We start from the raw sequence: 14,715 nt of genomic DNA, 5'->3' as shown, positions 1-14,715 counted from the left end.
CCTGGGCCCAATTCAGGGCCCAATCGCTCGGGCCCAGACGGCTGTTCCCCCATGGTGTCACCGACGGTCACCCCCGTCCCCGGTATGTGTCCGGCGCCGTGCCGATCCACTTCGCGGCGGCTTCGGACCGGCTGGTGCTGTGGAGCTTGGCGAAGATGCGGTTGATGTGGTTCTTGACGGTCTTCTCGCTGATGAAGCACGTAGCGGCGATCTGCTGGTTGTTCATGCCGGACGCGATGAGGTCCATGATCTCCGCCTCCCTCGTGCTCAGTTGGAACCGCGACCTGTCGGGAACGGCCGGACGGCCACTCGTCCACCCAGACGAAGACTGTCCCACATGCGGTTGCACTTGCGAAAGGTTTTCTGGAGAAGAGTGTGGCGGAGTGTTGAAATGCACTGGTGACGAGGGTTGTTGAGTCTGTATATACGACTGGGCGGAAGGGGAAATTCCGTATGCAGTCGCACTCGATGCCTGCCCCAGACCCTCCGGGAGGGGTGGCGCGGGGGCCCGGCCCTGGCGGAGTTGGGCCAGCAGGGCGCCCGCCGCCGTGGGGGTGAAGTGGGCCCGGCCCTCCTTGATGTCCCGTACGGCCTCGACCAGCTGGTCGGCCGTGAACTCACCGTGGACGAGGTAGCCGCCCGCTCCCCGTCGCAGGGCCTCCTGGACGATCTCCGACTCCCTGCTGTAGGTGAGCATCACCACCGGGGCGATCTGCACCAGGTACGGCAGGGCCGAGATGCCGTCCACGCCGGGCATGCGGACGTCGAGGAGCACGACGTCCGGGCGGTGCTGGTGGGCGGCCTCGTAGGCCTGGCGGCCGTCGGCGGCCTCCGCGACGACCTCGATGTCCGCGCGGCCGGAGAGCAGGGCGGTGAGGCCGGCGCGGACGACGGGGTTGTCGTCCGCCACGACGACCCGGAGACGGCGGGTCGGCCGGGCCGGCTGCGGGAGGTCGGCGAACGGGTCGTGCGGTGGCGGCTGCGGGGCGCCGGTGGGGTGGGGTGTGTGGTCCGGCATCAGGGGCCTCCTCTCGGGTCGTGGGGTCATGCGGTGGGGGTGGTCAGAGCGGCCAGGGGGAGTTCCAGGCGGACCTCCGTGCCCTGGGGGTGGCCGCCGCGGCCTATGCGGATGCGGGCGCCCACGGAGGCCGCGCGTTCGACCATGCCGACGAGGCCGAAGTGGCCGGCGCGGCGCAGCTGTTCGAGGGTGGTGCCGGGCGGGAGGCCGCGTCCGTCGTCGTGGACGCTGATGCGGAGCAGGTCGCCGTGGACCCCCGCGCGGACGTCGACGCGGGTCGGGTGTGCGTGGCGGTGGGCGTTCTCCATGGCTTCCGAGGCAATGGTGAGGAGCTGGCGAGCCACGGCCGGCGGGACGGGGGGCACGGCGTGGGCGCCGGTGGGGCGGTAGACGGCGGGGAGGCCGGTGCGGGCGCTGAAGTCGCGGGTGCGGGCGGCGAGTTCCACCAGGACGTCCGTGCCCTGGTCGGGGTCCGACTCGCGACGCAGGTCGGCCAGGAGCTCGCGGGATTCGGCGGCGGCCCGCCGGGCCGAACGGGCGACCAGGGCCGCCTGTTGCCTGACCAGGGCCGGGTCCATGCGGTCGGCGCCGGCCGAGCCGGTCAGGCCGTCGGCGGCCAGGGCCACGCCGTGCAGGGTCTTGGCGACGGAGTCGTGCATCTCGCGTGCCAGGCGGGCGCGTTCGGCGCTGACCGCCTCCGTCACGGCGAGCCGGGCCTGGACGGTGGTGAGGGCCTGGGTGGCCGCGCCGAAGCGGAGCATGAGGTTGCGGAGGCTGGAGCCGACGGCTCCGGCGATGACGCAGAGGCCGGGCAGCAGGGCCGACTCGGTGATGCCGGGGGCCGGGTTCTCCTGTGCCGCGTGGATGAGGAGCAGCAGGAGCGCTTGGACGGAGGCGAAGATCGCGGCGCCCCGCCAGCCGTAGACCAGGCCTGCCAGGAGGGGGGTGCAGACGCTGACGTAGGCGAGGGTGCTGTCGGGGCCCGCGGCGATGAGGAGGAGGGACCCGAAGAGAGTGTCCGCGGCGAGGAGGGAGGGGTGGCGGAGGAGGAGCGGGCCGAAGCGCTCCCAGTCCCTGAAGAGGACGTAGGAGGTCATGAAGGTGACGACCACGGCCGCGCCGACGAGGCGGGTGGGCAGGCCGTCGTTCGCGTTGACCAGGGCGGTGGGGGTGGCCAGGGCGATCATGGCCAGGCGGAAGCCGAACACCTGCCTGCACATGGCCTGGAGGGCGTTGACCTGGATGTCGATCGCGGGGTGGGCGGGCATGCCGGCCATGCCGGGTGCCCTGACTTCGGTCGGGATCGGGTTCCCGGCCACATCGACCGTGCCGCCGTCGTCGTCGGGTGCGGCCGGCCCCTGCGGAGCCGCGGCGCCGGCCCACCGGCCGTCCGCAGGCCCTTGCGGCCCGGCGTCGGCCCGCGGTGCCCGGCCGTCCTTCGACCGTCCTGCCGGACCGCGTGTCCCGTCCCCGGCCGGTCCGCTGTCCCCTGCCGTCGGCAGTGGGCTCTGCGCTGGGGTTGCCGCATCCGCGTGAGGCGCCCCCGCCTTCCGGCGACCACCGCCCTTGATCCGCAGGGTCGGCTCTCCGCCGACAAGGGCCCCGGCCGCCTCCCACCCGGGCGGCAGCGCAGGCGTCACCGACGTCACCGGTACGTCCGGCGCGCCCGTGCGGACATGCGCCGGCAGCACCGTCCCCGCCGGAGGCGTCGTGATCTCCGGTGTCCGCTCGGCCCGGCGGCGGCGCCGCCCCAGCAGCCCCGTCCGCTCCCCTGTCATCGACATACCGTCGCCCCCTTCCCTACTTCCCCGTCACCGAGCCGAAGTCCGTGCCCGAGCCGAGGATCAGGCCCGCGCCGAGCAGGAGCATCGTGGCCGGGACCATGAAGGTCGTGATCATCATCGTGGCCTTGGGGACGGCCCGGGCGGCTTTGCGGCGGGCGTTCTGCGCGTCCGTACGGCGCATGTCCTTGGCGAGGGACACCAGCGTGTCGACGATCGGCGCGCCCAGTTCCTCACCCTGCTGGAGGGCCGTCACGAACATCGCCACCTGCTCGGATTCGTTGCGGCGGCGCAGTTCCGTGAAGGCCTGGCGGCGGCTCATGCCGAGGTCCATCTGGCGCAGGGTGATGCGCAGTTCGTCGGCCCAGGGGCCCTCGTACCGGGAGGCGACCCGGTCCAGTGCCTGGCGGAAGCCGAGGCCGGCGCTCACCACGACCGCCAGGACGTCCAGGAAGTCCGGCAGGGTCCGTTCGATGACGTCCTTGCGGATGCGGATCGCCGACCAGATGCCGACCTCCGTCCAGAACGCGCCGAAGGCCAGCAGGAGCAGGGCGACGAACAGCTGGCCGCGCATGAGGAAGACCAGGAAGCCCACGGCCCCGAGGAAGCCGTAGACCGCCCGTCGCGCGGCGTACCTGTCGATCGTCAGGCCCCCGGGGTTGCCGGCGAGGTCGATCTTGCGGCGGTACTTGGCCACCTGCTTGGGGCCCATCAGGCGCAGGACGCCGGGCGCGTAGCGCATGCCCATGCGGTCGATGAGGGAGTCGACCGCGCCGGTGCGGGTGGAGCCGACCTCCAGGGCCAGGGCGAGGTCGCCGGGCAGTTTGGCCTCCGCGCGGTACATGCGGATGCCGGCGAACACGCCCCACACGCTGAGGCCCATCAGCAGGGCGAGGAGCAGTCCCATGGTTGCCTCCGGGCTCTCAGACGTCGATGCGGGACAGGCGGCGGATGAGGACGAAGCCGACGGCGTAGAGCGAGAAGGCGATGATGACCGCCGCCTGACCGAAGGCGGAACCGGTCATGCGGTCCAGGGCGCCGTCCTTCACCCCGTTCATCAGGAACAGGGAGCCGACGCCCAGGACCGGGACGGCGTACGACGTCATGTTGACCTGGGAGAGCTGCGTGCGGACCTCGCGCCGGGTCTCCTTGCGTTCCTCCAGCGTCACCGTCAGGTTGCGCAGGGCGCTCACCACCTGTCCACCGGCCCGGTTCGACAGGACCAGCGTGGTGACGAGCACGACCAGTTCGCGGGACGGGAGGCGGTCGGCCAGTTCGCCCAGCGCGTCGTCCATCGAGGCGCCGACCGCCAGCTGGTTGGACACCTTGCCCAGTTCCTCGCCCGCGGGGGCTTCCATCTCCTCCGCTGCCATGCCGATCGCCGTGCGCAGGGCGAGGCCTGCCTGGGTGGCGTTGGCGAGGATCCGGGCCATCTCGGGAAGCTGGTTGATGAACTTCTCGATGCGCTTCTGCCGTTGCCAGTTGAGGAACTGGACGGCGACGCCGATGCCGAGCAGGCCCGCCAGCGGGCCGAAGAACGGGGCCAGGGCCGCCTGGCCGATCAGCCACAGGCCCGCCACCGTGGCGAGCATGTAGACGAAGAACTCACCCGGGGTGATGTCCAGGCCGGTCGCCGCCAGACGGAGCTCCAGCTTCTTGCCGAGCTTGGTGCGTCGCAGGCGGCGGTCGATGCCCCGGAAGTTGCGGCGTCGGCCGCCGACCGGGATCTGGCCGGTGGCGGACAGGCGGTCGACCAGGGCCTGCCGCTGTGCCTTGCCCGTGGCGTAGGAGTGCAGGCCGACGACCGCGAGGACGCAGGTCAGCAGGGTGATGCCGGTGGTGAGCGTGATGAGCTGTTGCAGTTCCATCGGTCGGTCCTACCTGGCTTCTCGGGTGGCTAGCTGGTCCGCGGACCCCGCGATGCCGAACGCCTGCGGGAGGGGCTGGCTCGCCATGTAGAGGCGGTCGGCGGTTCGGCGCGGCAGCGGGAAGTACTCGAAGGCGCCGTGGATACGGCCGTCGGAGGTCATGGGCTGTGCGGCGAAGCGGGCGGCCGTGACCAGGCGGTACGGGTCGCTGCCGTGGCTGTCCATCAACGCGATCTCGGTGATGCGGCGGGCGCCGTCGGCGAACCTCGTCAGCTGCACGATGACGTCCACCGCGCTGTTGATCTGGTCGTGCAGCGCCACGAAGGGGATCTCCACGTCCGACATGGACGCCAGGGTCTGGAGCCTCATCAGGGCGTCCTCGGCGCTGTTGGCGTGGACGGTTGCCAGCGAGCCGTCGTGGCCGGTCGACATCGCCTGGAGCATGTCGAGGGACTCGCCGCCGCGGACCTCACCGACGACGATCCGGTCGGGGCGCATGCGCAGGGAGTTGCGCACGAGGTCGCGGATGGTGATCTGCCCCTTGCCCTCGACGTTCGGGGGGCGTGACTCCAGGCGGATCACGTGCGGCTGCTGGAGCTGGAGTTCGGCGGAGTCCTCGATGGTGATGATGCGTTCGCCCTCGGGGATGAGGCCGGAGAGGGCGTTGAGCAGCGTCGTCTTGCCGGTGCCGGTCGCGCCCGAGACGATGATGTTGAACTTCGCCTGCACCAGGCCCGCCAGCAGGTACAGCATGTGCTCGTCGAGCGAGCCGAGGCCGATCAGTTCGTGGAGCGTGAAGGAGCGCGGGAAGCGGCGGATGGTGAGGGTGGCGCCGGTCAGGGACAGCGGCGGGATGATGACGTTGACGCGCTCGCCGGAGGGCAGGCGCGCGTCGACCATCGGGTTCGACTCGTCCACGCGGCGGTTGACCGTGGAGACGATCCGCTCGATCGTCTGCATGAGCTGGTCGTTGGAGGCGAAGCGCAACGGCAGTTGCTCGACCCGGCCGCCGCGCTCCACGAAGATCGCGTCCGGGCCGTTGACCATGATCTCGGTGATGGACGCGTCTTCGAGGAGGGGCTCCAGGATGCCGAGGCCGAGCGCCTCGTCGACCACCCGGCGGATCAGCTGCGAGCGCTCCACCGTCGACAGGACCGGGCCCTCGCGGCTGATGATGTGCCCGAGCACCCGCTCCAGGCGGGCCCTGCGCTCGGCGGCGGCCAGCGAACTCATCTCCGCGAGGTCGATCTCCTCCAGGAGCTTGGCCCGGTAGGAGGCGACCATGTGGCCGTCCTCGCCCCGGTTTCCGTTCTCCTCGGGGGTGTTGATACGTGCTCGCAGGCTCATGAGTGCGGTGCTCCTAGCTCGTTGCTCAGTGGTCGAGCGGCATCGTCGCGGTCTTGACGGCCGGGTCGAACTTCCAGCCCGGCACGAGGGACGGGATGTCCACCGTGGCGGTGATGGTGACCTCGTCCGCGCCGTAGGAGGGGGCGCAGCCAGTGACATTCAGCCAACTGCTCACCGCCGCCCGGCAGTCCGCCTCGTACGGCCCCTCCAGTGACGCACTGCGTGCCCCCGCCCTGGCCGCCGTGCCCGCCTGCTGGGCCGTGTAGGCGATCAGTCCGAGCTGCACGGCCGCCAGGGCGACGAGCAGCAGGATCGGCAGGAAACCGATGAACTCGATCGCGACCTGGCCGCGGTCGCGGACCTCTCGCATACGAGCCATGTCAGTCCGCCTCCTCGACCGCGCCGGCGTGGCCCTTGACGGCGTACGGGAAGGACAGCGTGCCCGGGAAGAGGATCGGCACTTCCAGCCTGACGTCGGCCGTCACATAGCCGGACCCTCCGCAGGTCACGGTGGCGCCGGATCGCCACGCCTCCGAAAGGTGCTTGCGGCCGGCCTCCTCGCACGCGCCCTGCCGGGCGCCCGGTTCCGCGGCGGTCGCCCGCCGTACGGCCTCGTCCGCGGCGTTGCCCGCGAGGATGAAGGTGTAGCCGACGAGGACGACCTGCCACAGCGCGATCAGCGTCACGATGATCGTCGGTGTCATCCCGAGGAACTCGATGGTCACCTGCCCCCGGTCCCGCTCCCGCTCCCTCAACGGCACGTTCATCCCTCCTTCCTCCGCCGAAAGCTCACCGACCCCCGGCCCCCCTTCTGGCCACCGTCCGCGGCCTTGACCAGGCCCAGTTCCCCGGCCAGCCCCCACAGGGCCTGCTTCACCGAGCTCTTGCTCTCCAGTTCGTGGATGCGGCCCGCGTCGACGACGCTCTGCAGTTCCTTGAAGTTGGCGGGCACCACGGTGGCCGCGACCGCCGTGCCGGTGATCTTCTGGATCAGGGGCGGCTGGATCTCCGTGGCGCGGCTGTGCCGGTTGACGACGACGGTCGTCTCCTCGGCCTTGCGGATCTGCAGCCGGTCCCACATCCGCACGGCCCGTTTGGCGCCCCGGACGGCGACCACGTCCGGGGTGGTGACCAGCAGGGCCCGGTCGGCCATCTCCACGGCCGCCGCCCCGGCGCCGCCGAGCTGGGCTCCGCAGTCGATGACGACGACCTCGTAGCGCGAGCGCAGGGCGCTGACGATCTGCCGGGCGGCGCGGTCGGTGACGTCCTCGCCGCGTTCCCCTTCGGCGGGGGCGAGCAGCAGGGCGAGGCCGGTGTCGTGGCGGAAGACGGCGTCGGCCAGGACGCGGGGGGAGATGTCGGTGATGGCGGCCAGGTCGACGACGGAGCGGCGGAACTGGACGTCCAGGTAGGAGGCGACGTCGCCGGTCTGGAGGTCCATGTCGACCAGGGCGGTGCTGCGGCCGGAGGCCTGGGCGGCCAGGGCCAGCTGGATCGCGGTCAGGGTGGTCCCGGCACCGCCCTTGGCGCCACTGACCGTGACGACGGTGCCGCCGACGCCGGTGAAGACGTCGCCGCCGGCGCCCAGGTGCCGTCGTACGCCGACGGACCACTGGGCGACCGCCTGGACGCGGCTGGCGAGTTCCTCGTAGCTGAGCGGCAGGGCGACCAGGCCGCGGGCGCCGTAGTCCATGGCGGCCTGGAAGAGGCCGGGGCTCGCGTCGGAGGTGACGAGGATGACGCCGACGGCCGGGAAGCGCAGGGCCACTTCGCGGATCAGCTCCAGCGCGGGGACGGGACCGATCCGCTCGTGCACGACCACGACCTCGGGCAGCTCGTCGACGGACTCGGCGGCCAGCCGGGCGAGGGTGTCGATGAGCTGGGTGGAGTCGACCACCGGCGCGACGGGTTCGGCGTCCGGGAGCTGGCTGAGCAGTGTCGTGACGGACCGGACCGCGTCCGTGTCACCGACTGCCGGGAGGATCCTCGTGGGCATGGCAGCCTCTCACTTGTCTTTCGCGAGTTCGTACGTCCGGTCCCGCTCGGGGACGGTGGTGTCGCTGCCGGGCGCGACGAGGGCGAGCCGGACCCGCTTGGCGAACGACTCGGCGTAGGTGATGCGCTGGGCGTCGAGGGCGGACAGCGCGAACGTGATCGGGACGGCGTCGGTGGGCTGCTGGGTGCGGTTGCCCTCGTCGGGCTTCAGCGCGGTGAGCCGGCCGACGTCGAGGACCTTGGCATTGGTGACGATGATCTTCGACTGGTCGGGGTCGCCCTCGCGCGCTCCCTCGAAGGTGGCGTAGACGTTGACCGAGGCCCCGGGCGTGATCTTGCCGGCCACGCCGGTGGCCGCGTCGATCATGATGGCGACCTCCTGCTGGCCGGGCTGGAGGGCCGGCTGGCGGACGATCATGTCGGACTGGAGCAGGGAGCCCGCGCGCAGCGTGGTCACGGCGATCTTGCCCTGGATCTCCCGCAGATCGGTGACCGCGTTCCCGGACAGCCACCGTTCGGGCATCTTGATCTTCTCGAACTGGCCCGTGCTGAGGGTGGTGTAGGGCGGCACGTCGGATTTGAGGCGGTAAGCGGTGACCTCGGGGCCGACTTTCGACTTCACGTCACTGATGACGGAGAGCACGCCGGCGAAGGCGCCGAGGGCGCAGACGACCGACAGGAGCAGGAGAATCACGCCGCGGCGCTGACGGGAGTTCATGAACCGTACAACCTCGTTGGGGATATCGGTCGAGCGGGATCGGAACAGTGCTGACGAGCGGTGCCGGGCCTCACCCGACGGTCGTCCGGTTCTCGAGCTGCCTGCTGGGCGGGCTGTCGTGGACGGGTGGCGTGGCCGAGCAGAACACGCAGCGGTCGCCGATGACGTCGATCCCGCACCAGTGGCACTGGCCTCGGCGTACGGAGGTGACCAGCTGGTAGAGGACGGACAGGTCGGGCAGGTAGCTGCAGAACTCGATGAGCTTGCCGGTGCCCCACCAGCCGGGTGACTCGGCCGGGAGCGGGGCCTCGCGCAGTCCCTGCACCTTCCAGGAGGGGGCGAGGGTGCCCGTGACCCAGTCGGACTGAAGCTGCCCCTTGGCGACCAGCATCCAGGTGCCGAACTCGGGGCCGGGGAGCTGGGCTTCGGGGGTGATCCTGACGAGGTGCGGCTCAGGATGGGCGAGGACGCCGAACTGACTGCCGGGCACCCAGGACTTGGCGTGGGACTTCAGGCCGACGGGGACGCGGTCGAGCCGGGTGACGGAGTTGAGGAGCGCGCCGGCGTGGATGTAGTGGACGAGCAGCCGGCCGGCCGAGGCGAGCACGCCGGGGCTGATGTCGCAGGAGGCGAGCTGCCGTAACTGGCGTGCCAGGACGGCCAGTCCGAGCGGCGGCAGTTCCGGCCGGAACAGGGCGATGCGGTCGCTCTCCATGAGGGAGCGCAGGGTGTGCAGCCGTCGCTGCACCGTGGTGGGCGCGGCCTGTGAGCAGACAACGATCACATGGCCGTGGTGCTCGACCAGGGCCTGCATCTCCGCGAGCGCCTGCTCCAAGGGGCGCCGGTCGATGTCCCGGAGCACGACGGCGGGCAGGGTCCGTTCGTCCTGTGGCGGCAGCGCCATGTCAGCGCTGGTCACGGCAATGGCAGTTGGCACGCGCAGCTCCCCGTTTTCCCCATGCCCGTCGGAACGCCGGGTGTCACTCCGGCGCACCGTGTCGACTTCACTGCGTGACTACCTCAGCACTGTATCCACGGCTCTGTGACCGGAGAGCAGCGTTTGTGTAGCTGGAGAGCAACTGTCGTTGCACAAGATGCGTCAAAACGGGGCAGGTTGAGCATCTTGGCGGTCGTCGTGACGGGCTCCGGCGGTCCCGGGCGATGGGCCCAGGGGGCCCAGTGTTGACGGTGGGCCTTCGTTTGGGCCCTGAGGCCCACGCCTGACGCAGTGTCGCGTACCTACGCTCGCGGTCCGCAAGGCACATGGATCGGGCGAGGAGGGGTGCCGTATGGCCGACGGGGGTGGCATACGGGCGTACGAGCGCAGCAGACCGGTCTTCGACGACCGGGGGGCGACCGGCACCGAGTACCTCGGGATGGTCGTCGTCAGCGCGGCGATCGTCCTGGCCGTCTCGGCGACCGGGGTGGGGCAGCTGATCTACGACAGGATCGCCACGCAGGTCTGCCGGGTCGCCGGTGGCGGCGACTGCGGGACGGGCGGGACCGGGCAGGGCAAGCCGCTCACCGACACCGACTTCGAGCCGGCGCTGTGCCAGGTCTCCTCCGTCACCGACAAGGCGGGCTCCAAGGCGAAGATCTTCTTCTGGGAGATCGGCAAGGAGTACGGCTTCCAGGAGCAGCATCTGAAGGCGAAGACGGACGTGAACGGCGACGGCAAGGTCGACGACAACGACCAGATGGTCTATCTGACCTTCACGGACGCCGCCTCGGTCGCCGCCAAGAAGGACTTCAAGCCGGGTATGAAGGTCGGCCGGTTCGGCGCCGACAAGGTGGAGCTCGGACTCGGCATCAAGGTCACCAACGGCGACACCTGGGTGTTCCAGAGCCCCGAGGAGGCCCAGCGGTTCCGGGACGACGTCGAGAAGCTCCAGATGTACGAGATGCGGCGCACCATGCCGGGCGGGGCGGAGGCGAGCGTCGGCGACAGCATCCTCTACCTCTTCGGCACGGGCCCCCTCAAGGACGAGGAGGACACCCAGAACCGGATCAAGGAGAACCTCGGCGACAACCGGAAGATCACCTACGGCAAGGTGGGCCTGGAGGCCTCGGCGTCGGCGGGCCTGAAGATCTCCGCGGGTGACGAGAAGAAGCTGAGCGCCGCGCTCGGCGGCACCTTCAAGTACTCCCCCGAGGTCACCTGGACCGACAACTCCTACAAGAACACCAAGTCGTACACGTACTCCTCGTCCATCGAGTACGGCTCCAAGGTGGGCTACGAGGCGGGTCCGCTCAGCGGCGAGTACGCGGCGAACACGACCCAGACGGGCACCATCACGGTCACCTACGACAAGAAGACCGGCGAGCTGGTCCGCGTCGACATGACTCGCACCGTCGAGAAGGGCGGCCAGAAGGACGGCGCCAAGGCGGGCGGCGACAACGGCAGGAAGGACGGCGACAAGCGGGGCGGGAACGCCGGGGTGAAGGGCACCGACTCGCAGACCGGCATCGAGATCGTCACCAACACCCTGACCTTCGACCCCGGCCCGGCCGGCGACCAGGACCGGGCGGTCGCCGAGCAGTGGCTGGACAGCAACAACGAGCAGGTCGCCACGCCCTTCCAGTACATGTTCGACGACCACGCGCCGACGGCCCGGCCGGGCGCCGACGACCCCTTCGGGCAGTTGATGTTCGACCAGGGCAAGTCGAGCCGGATGACGTACACGGGTGAGGTGAACGCGGCCGAGTACGGCTTCGAGTTGAATCTGGGGCTCAGTCTGGGCATGACGATCAGCACGGAGAAGAAGTCGGAGACGCTGACCGACGCCCGGTTCCTGGGCGCCCCCCGCGGGGACGGCCGCTCCTACCTTCCCTACAGCTACTGTGCGAACTGACGAGACGGGAGCCCCGACCGATGAAGACCCGCCGTGCCTGCCTGGCCGCCGCCCTGCTGACGACCGCCCTGGCCCTGACCGGTTGCGGGAGCTCCGACTCCGGCGCGGCCTCCGTGCCGGACGGCTGGGGGACGCTGAAGACGAAGGGCGTCGACGTGTCGTACCCGAAGGGGTACGAGGAGCAGAGCGCCGCCGAACGCGGCGAGCACAATGCGGCGGCGGCGGTGCGTACGGAGGGCGGGAAGAAGGTCTCCGTCCTCACCGTCCAGCTCGGTTTCACCGAGGCGGACTCGGCGGAGCAGGCCGCGATCGCCGCCGAGGCGGGCATCCAGATGGGCGCGAAGGTCGAGGGCCAGAAGGACGTGGAGCTGGCCGGTGCGGACGAGGCGAAGCGGATCGACTTCACCTTCGAGGCGACCGGCGAGGACGGCGGCCCGGCCAAGGGCACCCCGGTCGAGGGCGTGATCCTCACCGGGCTGGACTCGGCCGACACCACCTTCGCGATCCGGATCGACGCCGCGCGGGGCTCCCTGCCGGACGGCGACCTGGACCGGATCATCGACTCGGTCGAGGTGCACTAGCCGTGGAGGTGCCGGGCGCCAGCTACGTGGTACTCACGCTGCTCGTCGCGCTGTTCGGCGCACTGTCGTGGACGTACGGGCGCCGGCTGGTGACGGTGACGCGGGTGCTGCGGCGCGGCGTCAGGGCGGAGGGCGAGTGCGTCCGGGTGGAGACGGAGCCGTACCAGCGCTCCGACGCCCGGCGGCACTTCTTCGCCTTCCGCACGGCCGACGGTGCGCGGGTCGAGTTCGAGGACCTGGCGGGCCGGTCGACGACGGAGGGCACCGCGGTCACCGTCACCTACGACCCGCGCGACCCCGGGGGCACGGCGACGGTGGCGGGCCGGGGCAGCTGGTCCCCGGTGCTCCAGTCGCTGGCCCTGGTCGCGGGCTGCGGGATGGCCGCGGCCGGTTTCACGATCCTGCTCCACTTCGAGATCACCGGGGGTGATCGATGACTCTCGTCCGCTGCTGGGCCGTCGGCATCGTGGTGCTCGTCCTCACCGAGTACGTCCAGATGACGCTGGTTTACGACCCGCTGGTCGGCCCGGAGGGCGTCGGCTCGTTCGGGGCCGCCCTGGCGCTGGTGCACCTGCCGAATCTGGTGTGCGTCGTGCTGGCCACGTGGGCGGCGGCGCGGGTGCATCCGGAGCCGTGGCGCCAGATGCCGGTGCGGCATCTGGCGGCGGCGTGCGCGGTTCCGGCGGCGGCACAGGTGCTGCTGCTGGCGCTGCGGCCGGGGGTGCTGGACCCGGCGGGTGCCGCGTTGTGGATGTCCACGGGCGTGCTGCTGGCGGGGTGCGCGGTGGGACTGCTGCTCGACAGGTTGGTCTGGACCTCTTGACACCATCTCTGGTCTGGACCATTTTCTTGTCATGTCCAGACACAGACGATCCCTGCGGCTGTGGTCGGGTGCCGTCACGGCTGCCCTGGCCCTCACTGTCACGACCGTCGGCCAGGCGAACGCCGCCGACGTCAACAACGCCAGGAACGCCGGCTTCGAGTCGGGCCTGAGCGACTGGACCTGCTCGGCGGGCAGCGGCACGACGGTCTCCTCCCCGGTGCACTCCGGGTCGGCCGCGCTGCAGGCGACCCCCGCCGGCCAGGACAACGCCCGGTGCAGCCAGACCGTGCGGGTGAAGCCCAACTCGACGTACAACCTGGGCGCCTGGGTGCGGGGCGGCTACGCCTACCTGGGCGTCACGGGCACGGGCACGACGGACGTGTCCACCTGGACCCCGGACTCCGCCTCCTGGAAGCAGCTGTCGACGAGCTTCACCACGGGTGCCTCGACGACCTCGGTGACGGTGTACACGCACGGCTGGTACGGGCAGGCCGCGTACTACGCGGACGACGTGTCGGTGTTCGGCCCCGACGGGGGCGGCGGCACCGACCCGGGGCCCACGGTCCCGGCCGTGCCGGGCGGCCTGCGTGTCTCCGGCACGACGTCCTCGTCGGTGTCGCTCGCCTGGAACACCGTCTCCGGCGCCACGGGCTACACCGTCTACCGTGACGGCAGCAAGGTCACGGCGGTCTCCGGCACCTCGGCCACGGTGACCGGCCTCGCGGCCTCGACCTCGTACTCCTTCCAGGTCACGGCGACCAACGCGGCCGGTGAGTCGCCCAGGTCGGCCACGGTCACGGGCACCACGAACAACACGACCGGTCCCGGCCCCGCCCTCCCCAAGCACGCGGTGACCGGCTACTGGCAGAACTTCAACAACGGCGCGGCCGTGCAGCGGATCTCGGACGTGCCCGCCCACTACGACATCATCGCGGTGTCCTTCGCGGACGCCACGAGCACGCCGGGGGCGGTGTCGTTCACCCTGGACTCGGCCGGGCTGAACGGCTACACCGTCGACCAGTTCAAGGCCGACGTGAAGGCCAAGCAGGCGGCCGGCAAGAAGGTCATCATCTCGGTCGGCGGCGAGCGCGGCACGGTGAGCGTGAACGACACCGCCTCGGCGACGAACTTCGCCAACAGCGTCTGGTCCGTGATGCAGGAGTACGGCTTCGACGGCGTCGACATCGACCTGGAGAACGGCCTCAACGCGACCTACATGACGCAGGCGCTGCGCGCCCTGTCCGCGAAGGCGGGCCCGTCGCTGATCATCACGATGGCGCCGCAGACCATCGACATGCAGTCGACGTCGAACTCGTACTTCCAGACGGCGCTGAACATCAAGGACATCCTCACCGTCGTCAACATGCAGTACTACAACAGCGGTTCGATGCTCGGCTGTGACGGCAAGGTCTACAGCCAGGGCACGGTCGACTTCCTGACGGCCCTGGCCTGCATCCAGCTGGAGAACGGCCTGGCCCCGTCCCAGGTCGGGCTCGGCGTGCCCGCCTCCACCCGCGCGGCCGGCGGCGGCTACGTGTCGCCGACCGTGGTCAACAACGCCCTGGACTGCCTGACCAAGGCCACCAACTGCGGCGGCTTCAAGCCGCCGCGGACCTACCCGGCCCTGCGCGGCGCGATGACCTGGTCGACCAACTGGGACGCCACCTCCGGCAACGCGTGGTCCAACGTCGTGGGACCGCACGTGGACGCGCTGCCGTAGCCGGCGTCCCGT

Annotated in this window: 15 protein-coding genes; 5 read left to right on the top strand and 10 right to left on the bottom strand. The window is 70.7% G+C overall.

Annotated features, from left to right (window positions below; translation table 11 throughout):
* Positions 1-67: 67 nt before the first annotated feature.
* The 10 genes from ACFY9E_RS26730 to ACFY9E_RS26685 form a co-directional block, all read right to left on the bottom strand.
* Positions 68-1,018 (bottom strand): response regulator, encoded by a 951-nt coding sequence (locus ACFY9E_RS26730; protein ID WP_390988156.1) that lies wholly within the window; start codon positions 1,016-1,018, stop codon positions 68-70.
* 26 nt (positions 1,019-1,044) lie between these two features.
* Positions 1,045-2,802 (bottom strand): histidine kinase, encoded by a 1,758-nt coding sequence (locus tag ACFY9E_RS26725; RefSeq protein WP_390988155.1) that lies wholly within the window; start codon positions 2,800-2,802, stop codon positions 1,045-1,047.
* Between the two features lie 16 nt (positions 2,803-2,818).
* Positions 2,819-3,706, bottom strand: coding sequence for a DUF5936 domain-containing protein (locus ACFY9E_RS26720; protein ID WP_390988153.1), 888 nt, complete (start codon positions 3,704-3,706; stop codon positions 2,819-2,821).
* Positions 3,707-3,722: 16 nt separating this feature from the next.
* Positions 3,723-4,667, bottom strand: coding sequence for a type II secretion system F family protein (locus tag ACFY9E_RS26715; protein ID WP_390988151.1), 945 nt, complete (start codon positions 4,665-4,667; stop codon positions 3,723-3,725).
* 9 nt (positions 4,668-4,676) lie between these two features.
* Entirely contained in the window at positions 4,677-6,014 is a 1,338-nt protein-coding gene (locus tag ACFY9E_RS26710) for an ATPase, T2SS/T4P/T4SS family (protein WP_390988149.1), read from the bottom strand.
* A 25-nt stretch (positions 6,015-6,039) separates the two neighbouring features.
* Positions 6,040-6,393, bottom strand: a complete 354-nt coding sequence (locus ACFY9E_RS26705; protein WP_390988147.1) for a TadE/TadG family type IV pilus assembly protein — start codon at positions 6,391-6,393, stop codon at positions 6,040-6,042.
* A 1-nt stretch (position 6,394) separates the two neighbouring features.
* The gene (locus ACFY9E_RS26700; RefSeq protein ID WP_390988145.1) at positions 6,395-6,781 is read right to left on the bottom strand and encodes a pilus assembly protein; all 387 of its coding nucleotides are present in this window, start codon (positions 6,779-6,781) and stop codon (positions 6,395-6,397) included.
* Complete coding sequence (locus ACFY9E_RS26695) at positions 6,778-8,010, bottom strand: AAA family ATPase (protein WP_390988143.1); 1,233 nt, start codon at positions 8,008-8,010, stop codon at positions 6,778-6,780. Before ACFY9E_RS26695 ends, ACFY9E_RS26700 begins: the two co-directional genes overlap by 4 nt.
* A gap of 9 nt (positions 8,011-8,019) precedes the next feature.
* Complete coding sequence (gene cpaB / locus ACFY9E_RS26690) at positions 8,020-8,727, bottom strand: Flp pilus assembly protein CpaB (protein ID WP_390988142.1); 708 nt, start codon at positions 8,725-8,727, stop codon at positions 8,020-8,022.
* A gap of 70 nt (positions 8,728-8,797) precedes the next feature.
* On the bottom strand, positions 8,798-9,664 hold the full coding sequence (locus tag ACFY9E_RS26685; protein WP_390988140.1) for a hypothetical protein: 867 nt from the start codon (positions 9,662-9,664) through the stop codon (positions 8,798-8,800).
* 352 nt (positions 9,665-10,016) lie between these two features.
* On the opposite strand from ACFY9E_RS26685, the gene ACFY9E_RS26680 reads away from it, so the two are divergent.
* The 5 genes from ACFY9E_RS26680 to ACFY9E_RS26660 are packed head-to-tail and all read left to right on the top strand — an operon-like array spanning position 10,017 to position 14,703.
* Complete coding sequence (locus tag ACFY9E_RS26680; RefSeq protein WP_390988139.1) at positions 10,017-11,579, top strand: hypothetical protein; 1,563 nt, start codon at positions 10,017-10,019, stop codon at positions 11,577-11,579.
* 20 nt (positions 11,580-11,599) lie between these two features.
* The gene (locus ACFY9E_RS26675) at positions 11,600-12,160 is read left to right on the top strand and encodes a hypothetical protein (protein ID WP_390988138.1); all 561 of its coding nucleotides are present in this window, start codon (positions 11,600-11,602) and stop codon (positions 12,158-12,160) included.
* Between the two features lie 2 nt (positions 12,161-12,162).
* Positions 12,163-12,597, top strand: coding sequence for a DUF3592 domain-containing protein (locus ACFY9E_RS26670; RefSeq protein ID WP_390988136.1), 435 nt, complete (start codon positions 12,163-12,165; stop codon positions 12,595-12,597).
* On the top strand, positions 12,594-12,983 hold the full coding sequence (locus ACFY9E_RS26665; protein WP_390988134.1) for a hypothetical protein: 390 nt from the start codon (positions 12,594-12,596) through the stop codon (positions 12,981-12,983). Before ACFY9E_RS26670 ends, ACFY9E_RS26665 begins: the two co-directional genes overlap by 4 nt.
* A gap of 31 nt (positions 12,984-13,014) precedes the next feature.
* Positions 13,015-14,703, top strand: a complete 1,689-nt coding sequence (locus ACFY9E_RS26660) for a glycosyl hydrolase family 18 protein (protein ID WP_390988133.1) — start codon at positions 13,015-13,017, stop codon at positions 14,701-14,703.
* Positions 14,704-14,715: the final 12 nt, after the last annotated feature.

The sequence above is a fragment of the Streptomyces sp. NPDC012466 genome (assembly GCF_042955215.1).
In the GTDB taxonomy this organism is placed as follows: Bacteria; Actinomycetota; Actinomycetes; order Streptomycetales; family Streptomycetaceae; genus Streptomyces.
The sequence above is the reverse complement of the archived record's forward strand: the minus strand, read 5'-3'. Positions and strand labels throughout refer to the sequence as shown.

Bases quoted from the DNA above. Each gene is read 5' to 3' on its own strand.
- ACFY9E_RS26660 (WP_390988133.1), top strand. From the start codon at position 13,015: ATGTCCAGACACAGACGATCCCTGCGGCTGTGGTCGGGTGCCGTCACG.
- ACFY9E_RS26730 (WP_390988156.1), bottom strand. From the start codon at position 1,018: ATGCCGGACCACACACCCCACCCCACCGGCGCCCCGCAGCCGCCACCG.
- ACFY9E_RS26675 (WP_390988138.1), top strand. From the start codon at position 11,600: ATGAAGACCCGCCGTGCCTGCCTGGCCGCCGCCCTGCTGACGACCGCC.
- ACFY9E_RS26680 (WP_390988139.1), top strand. From the start codon at position 10,017: ATGGCCGACGGGGGTGGCATACGGGCGTACGAGCGCAGCAGACCGGTC.
- ACFY9E_RS26710 (WP_390988149.1), bottom strand. From the start codon at position 6,014: ATGAGCCTGCGAGCACGTATCAACACCCCCGAGGAGAACGGAAACCGG.
- ACFY9E_RS26725 (WP_390988155.1), bottom strand. From the start codon at position 2,802: ATGTCGATGACAGGGGAGCGGACGGGGCTGCTGGGGCGGCGCCGCCGC.
- ACFY9E_RS26705 (WP_390988147.1), bottom strand. From the start codon at position 6,393: ATGGCTCGTATGCGAGAGGTCCGCGACCGCGGCCAGGTCGCGATCGAG.
- ACFY9E_RS26695 (WP_390988143.1), bottom strand. From the start codon at position 8,010: ATGCCCACGAGGATCCTCCCGGCAGTCGGTGACACGGACGCGGTCCGG.
- ACFY9E_RS26665 (WP_390988134.1), top strand. From the start codon at position 12,594: ATGACTCTCGTCCGCTGCTGGGCCGTCGGCATCGTGGTGCTCGTCCTC.
- ACFY9E_RS26720 (WP_390988153.1), bottom strand. From the start codon at position 3,706: ATGGGACTGCTCCTCGCCCTGCTGATGGGCCTCAGCGTGTGGGGCGTG.
- cpaB (WP_390988142.1), bottom strand. From the start codon at position 8,727: ATGAACTCCCGTCAGCGCCGCGGCGTGATTCTCCTGCTCCTGTCGGTC.
- ACFY9E_RS26700 (WP_390988145.1), bottom strand. From the start codon at position 6,781: ATGAACGTGCCGTTGAGGGAGCGGGAGCGGGACCGGGGGCAGGTGACC.
- ACFY9E_RS26715 (WP_390988151.1), bottom strand. From the start codon at position 4,667: ATGGAACTGCAACAGCTCATCACGCTCACCACCGGCATCACCCTGCTG.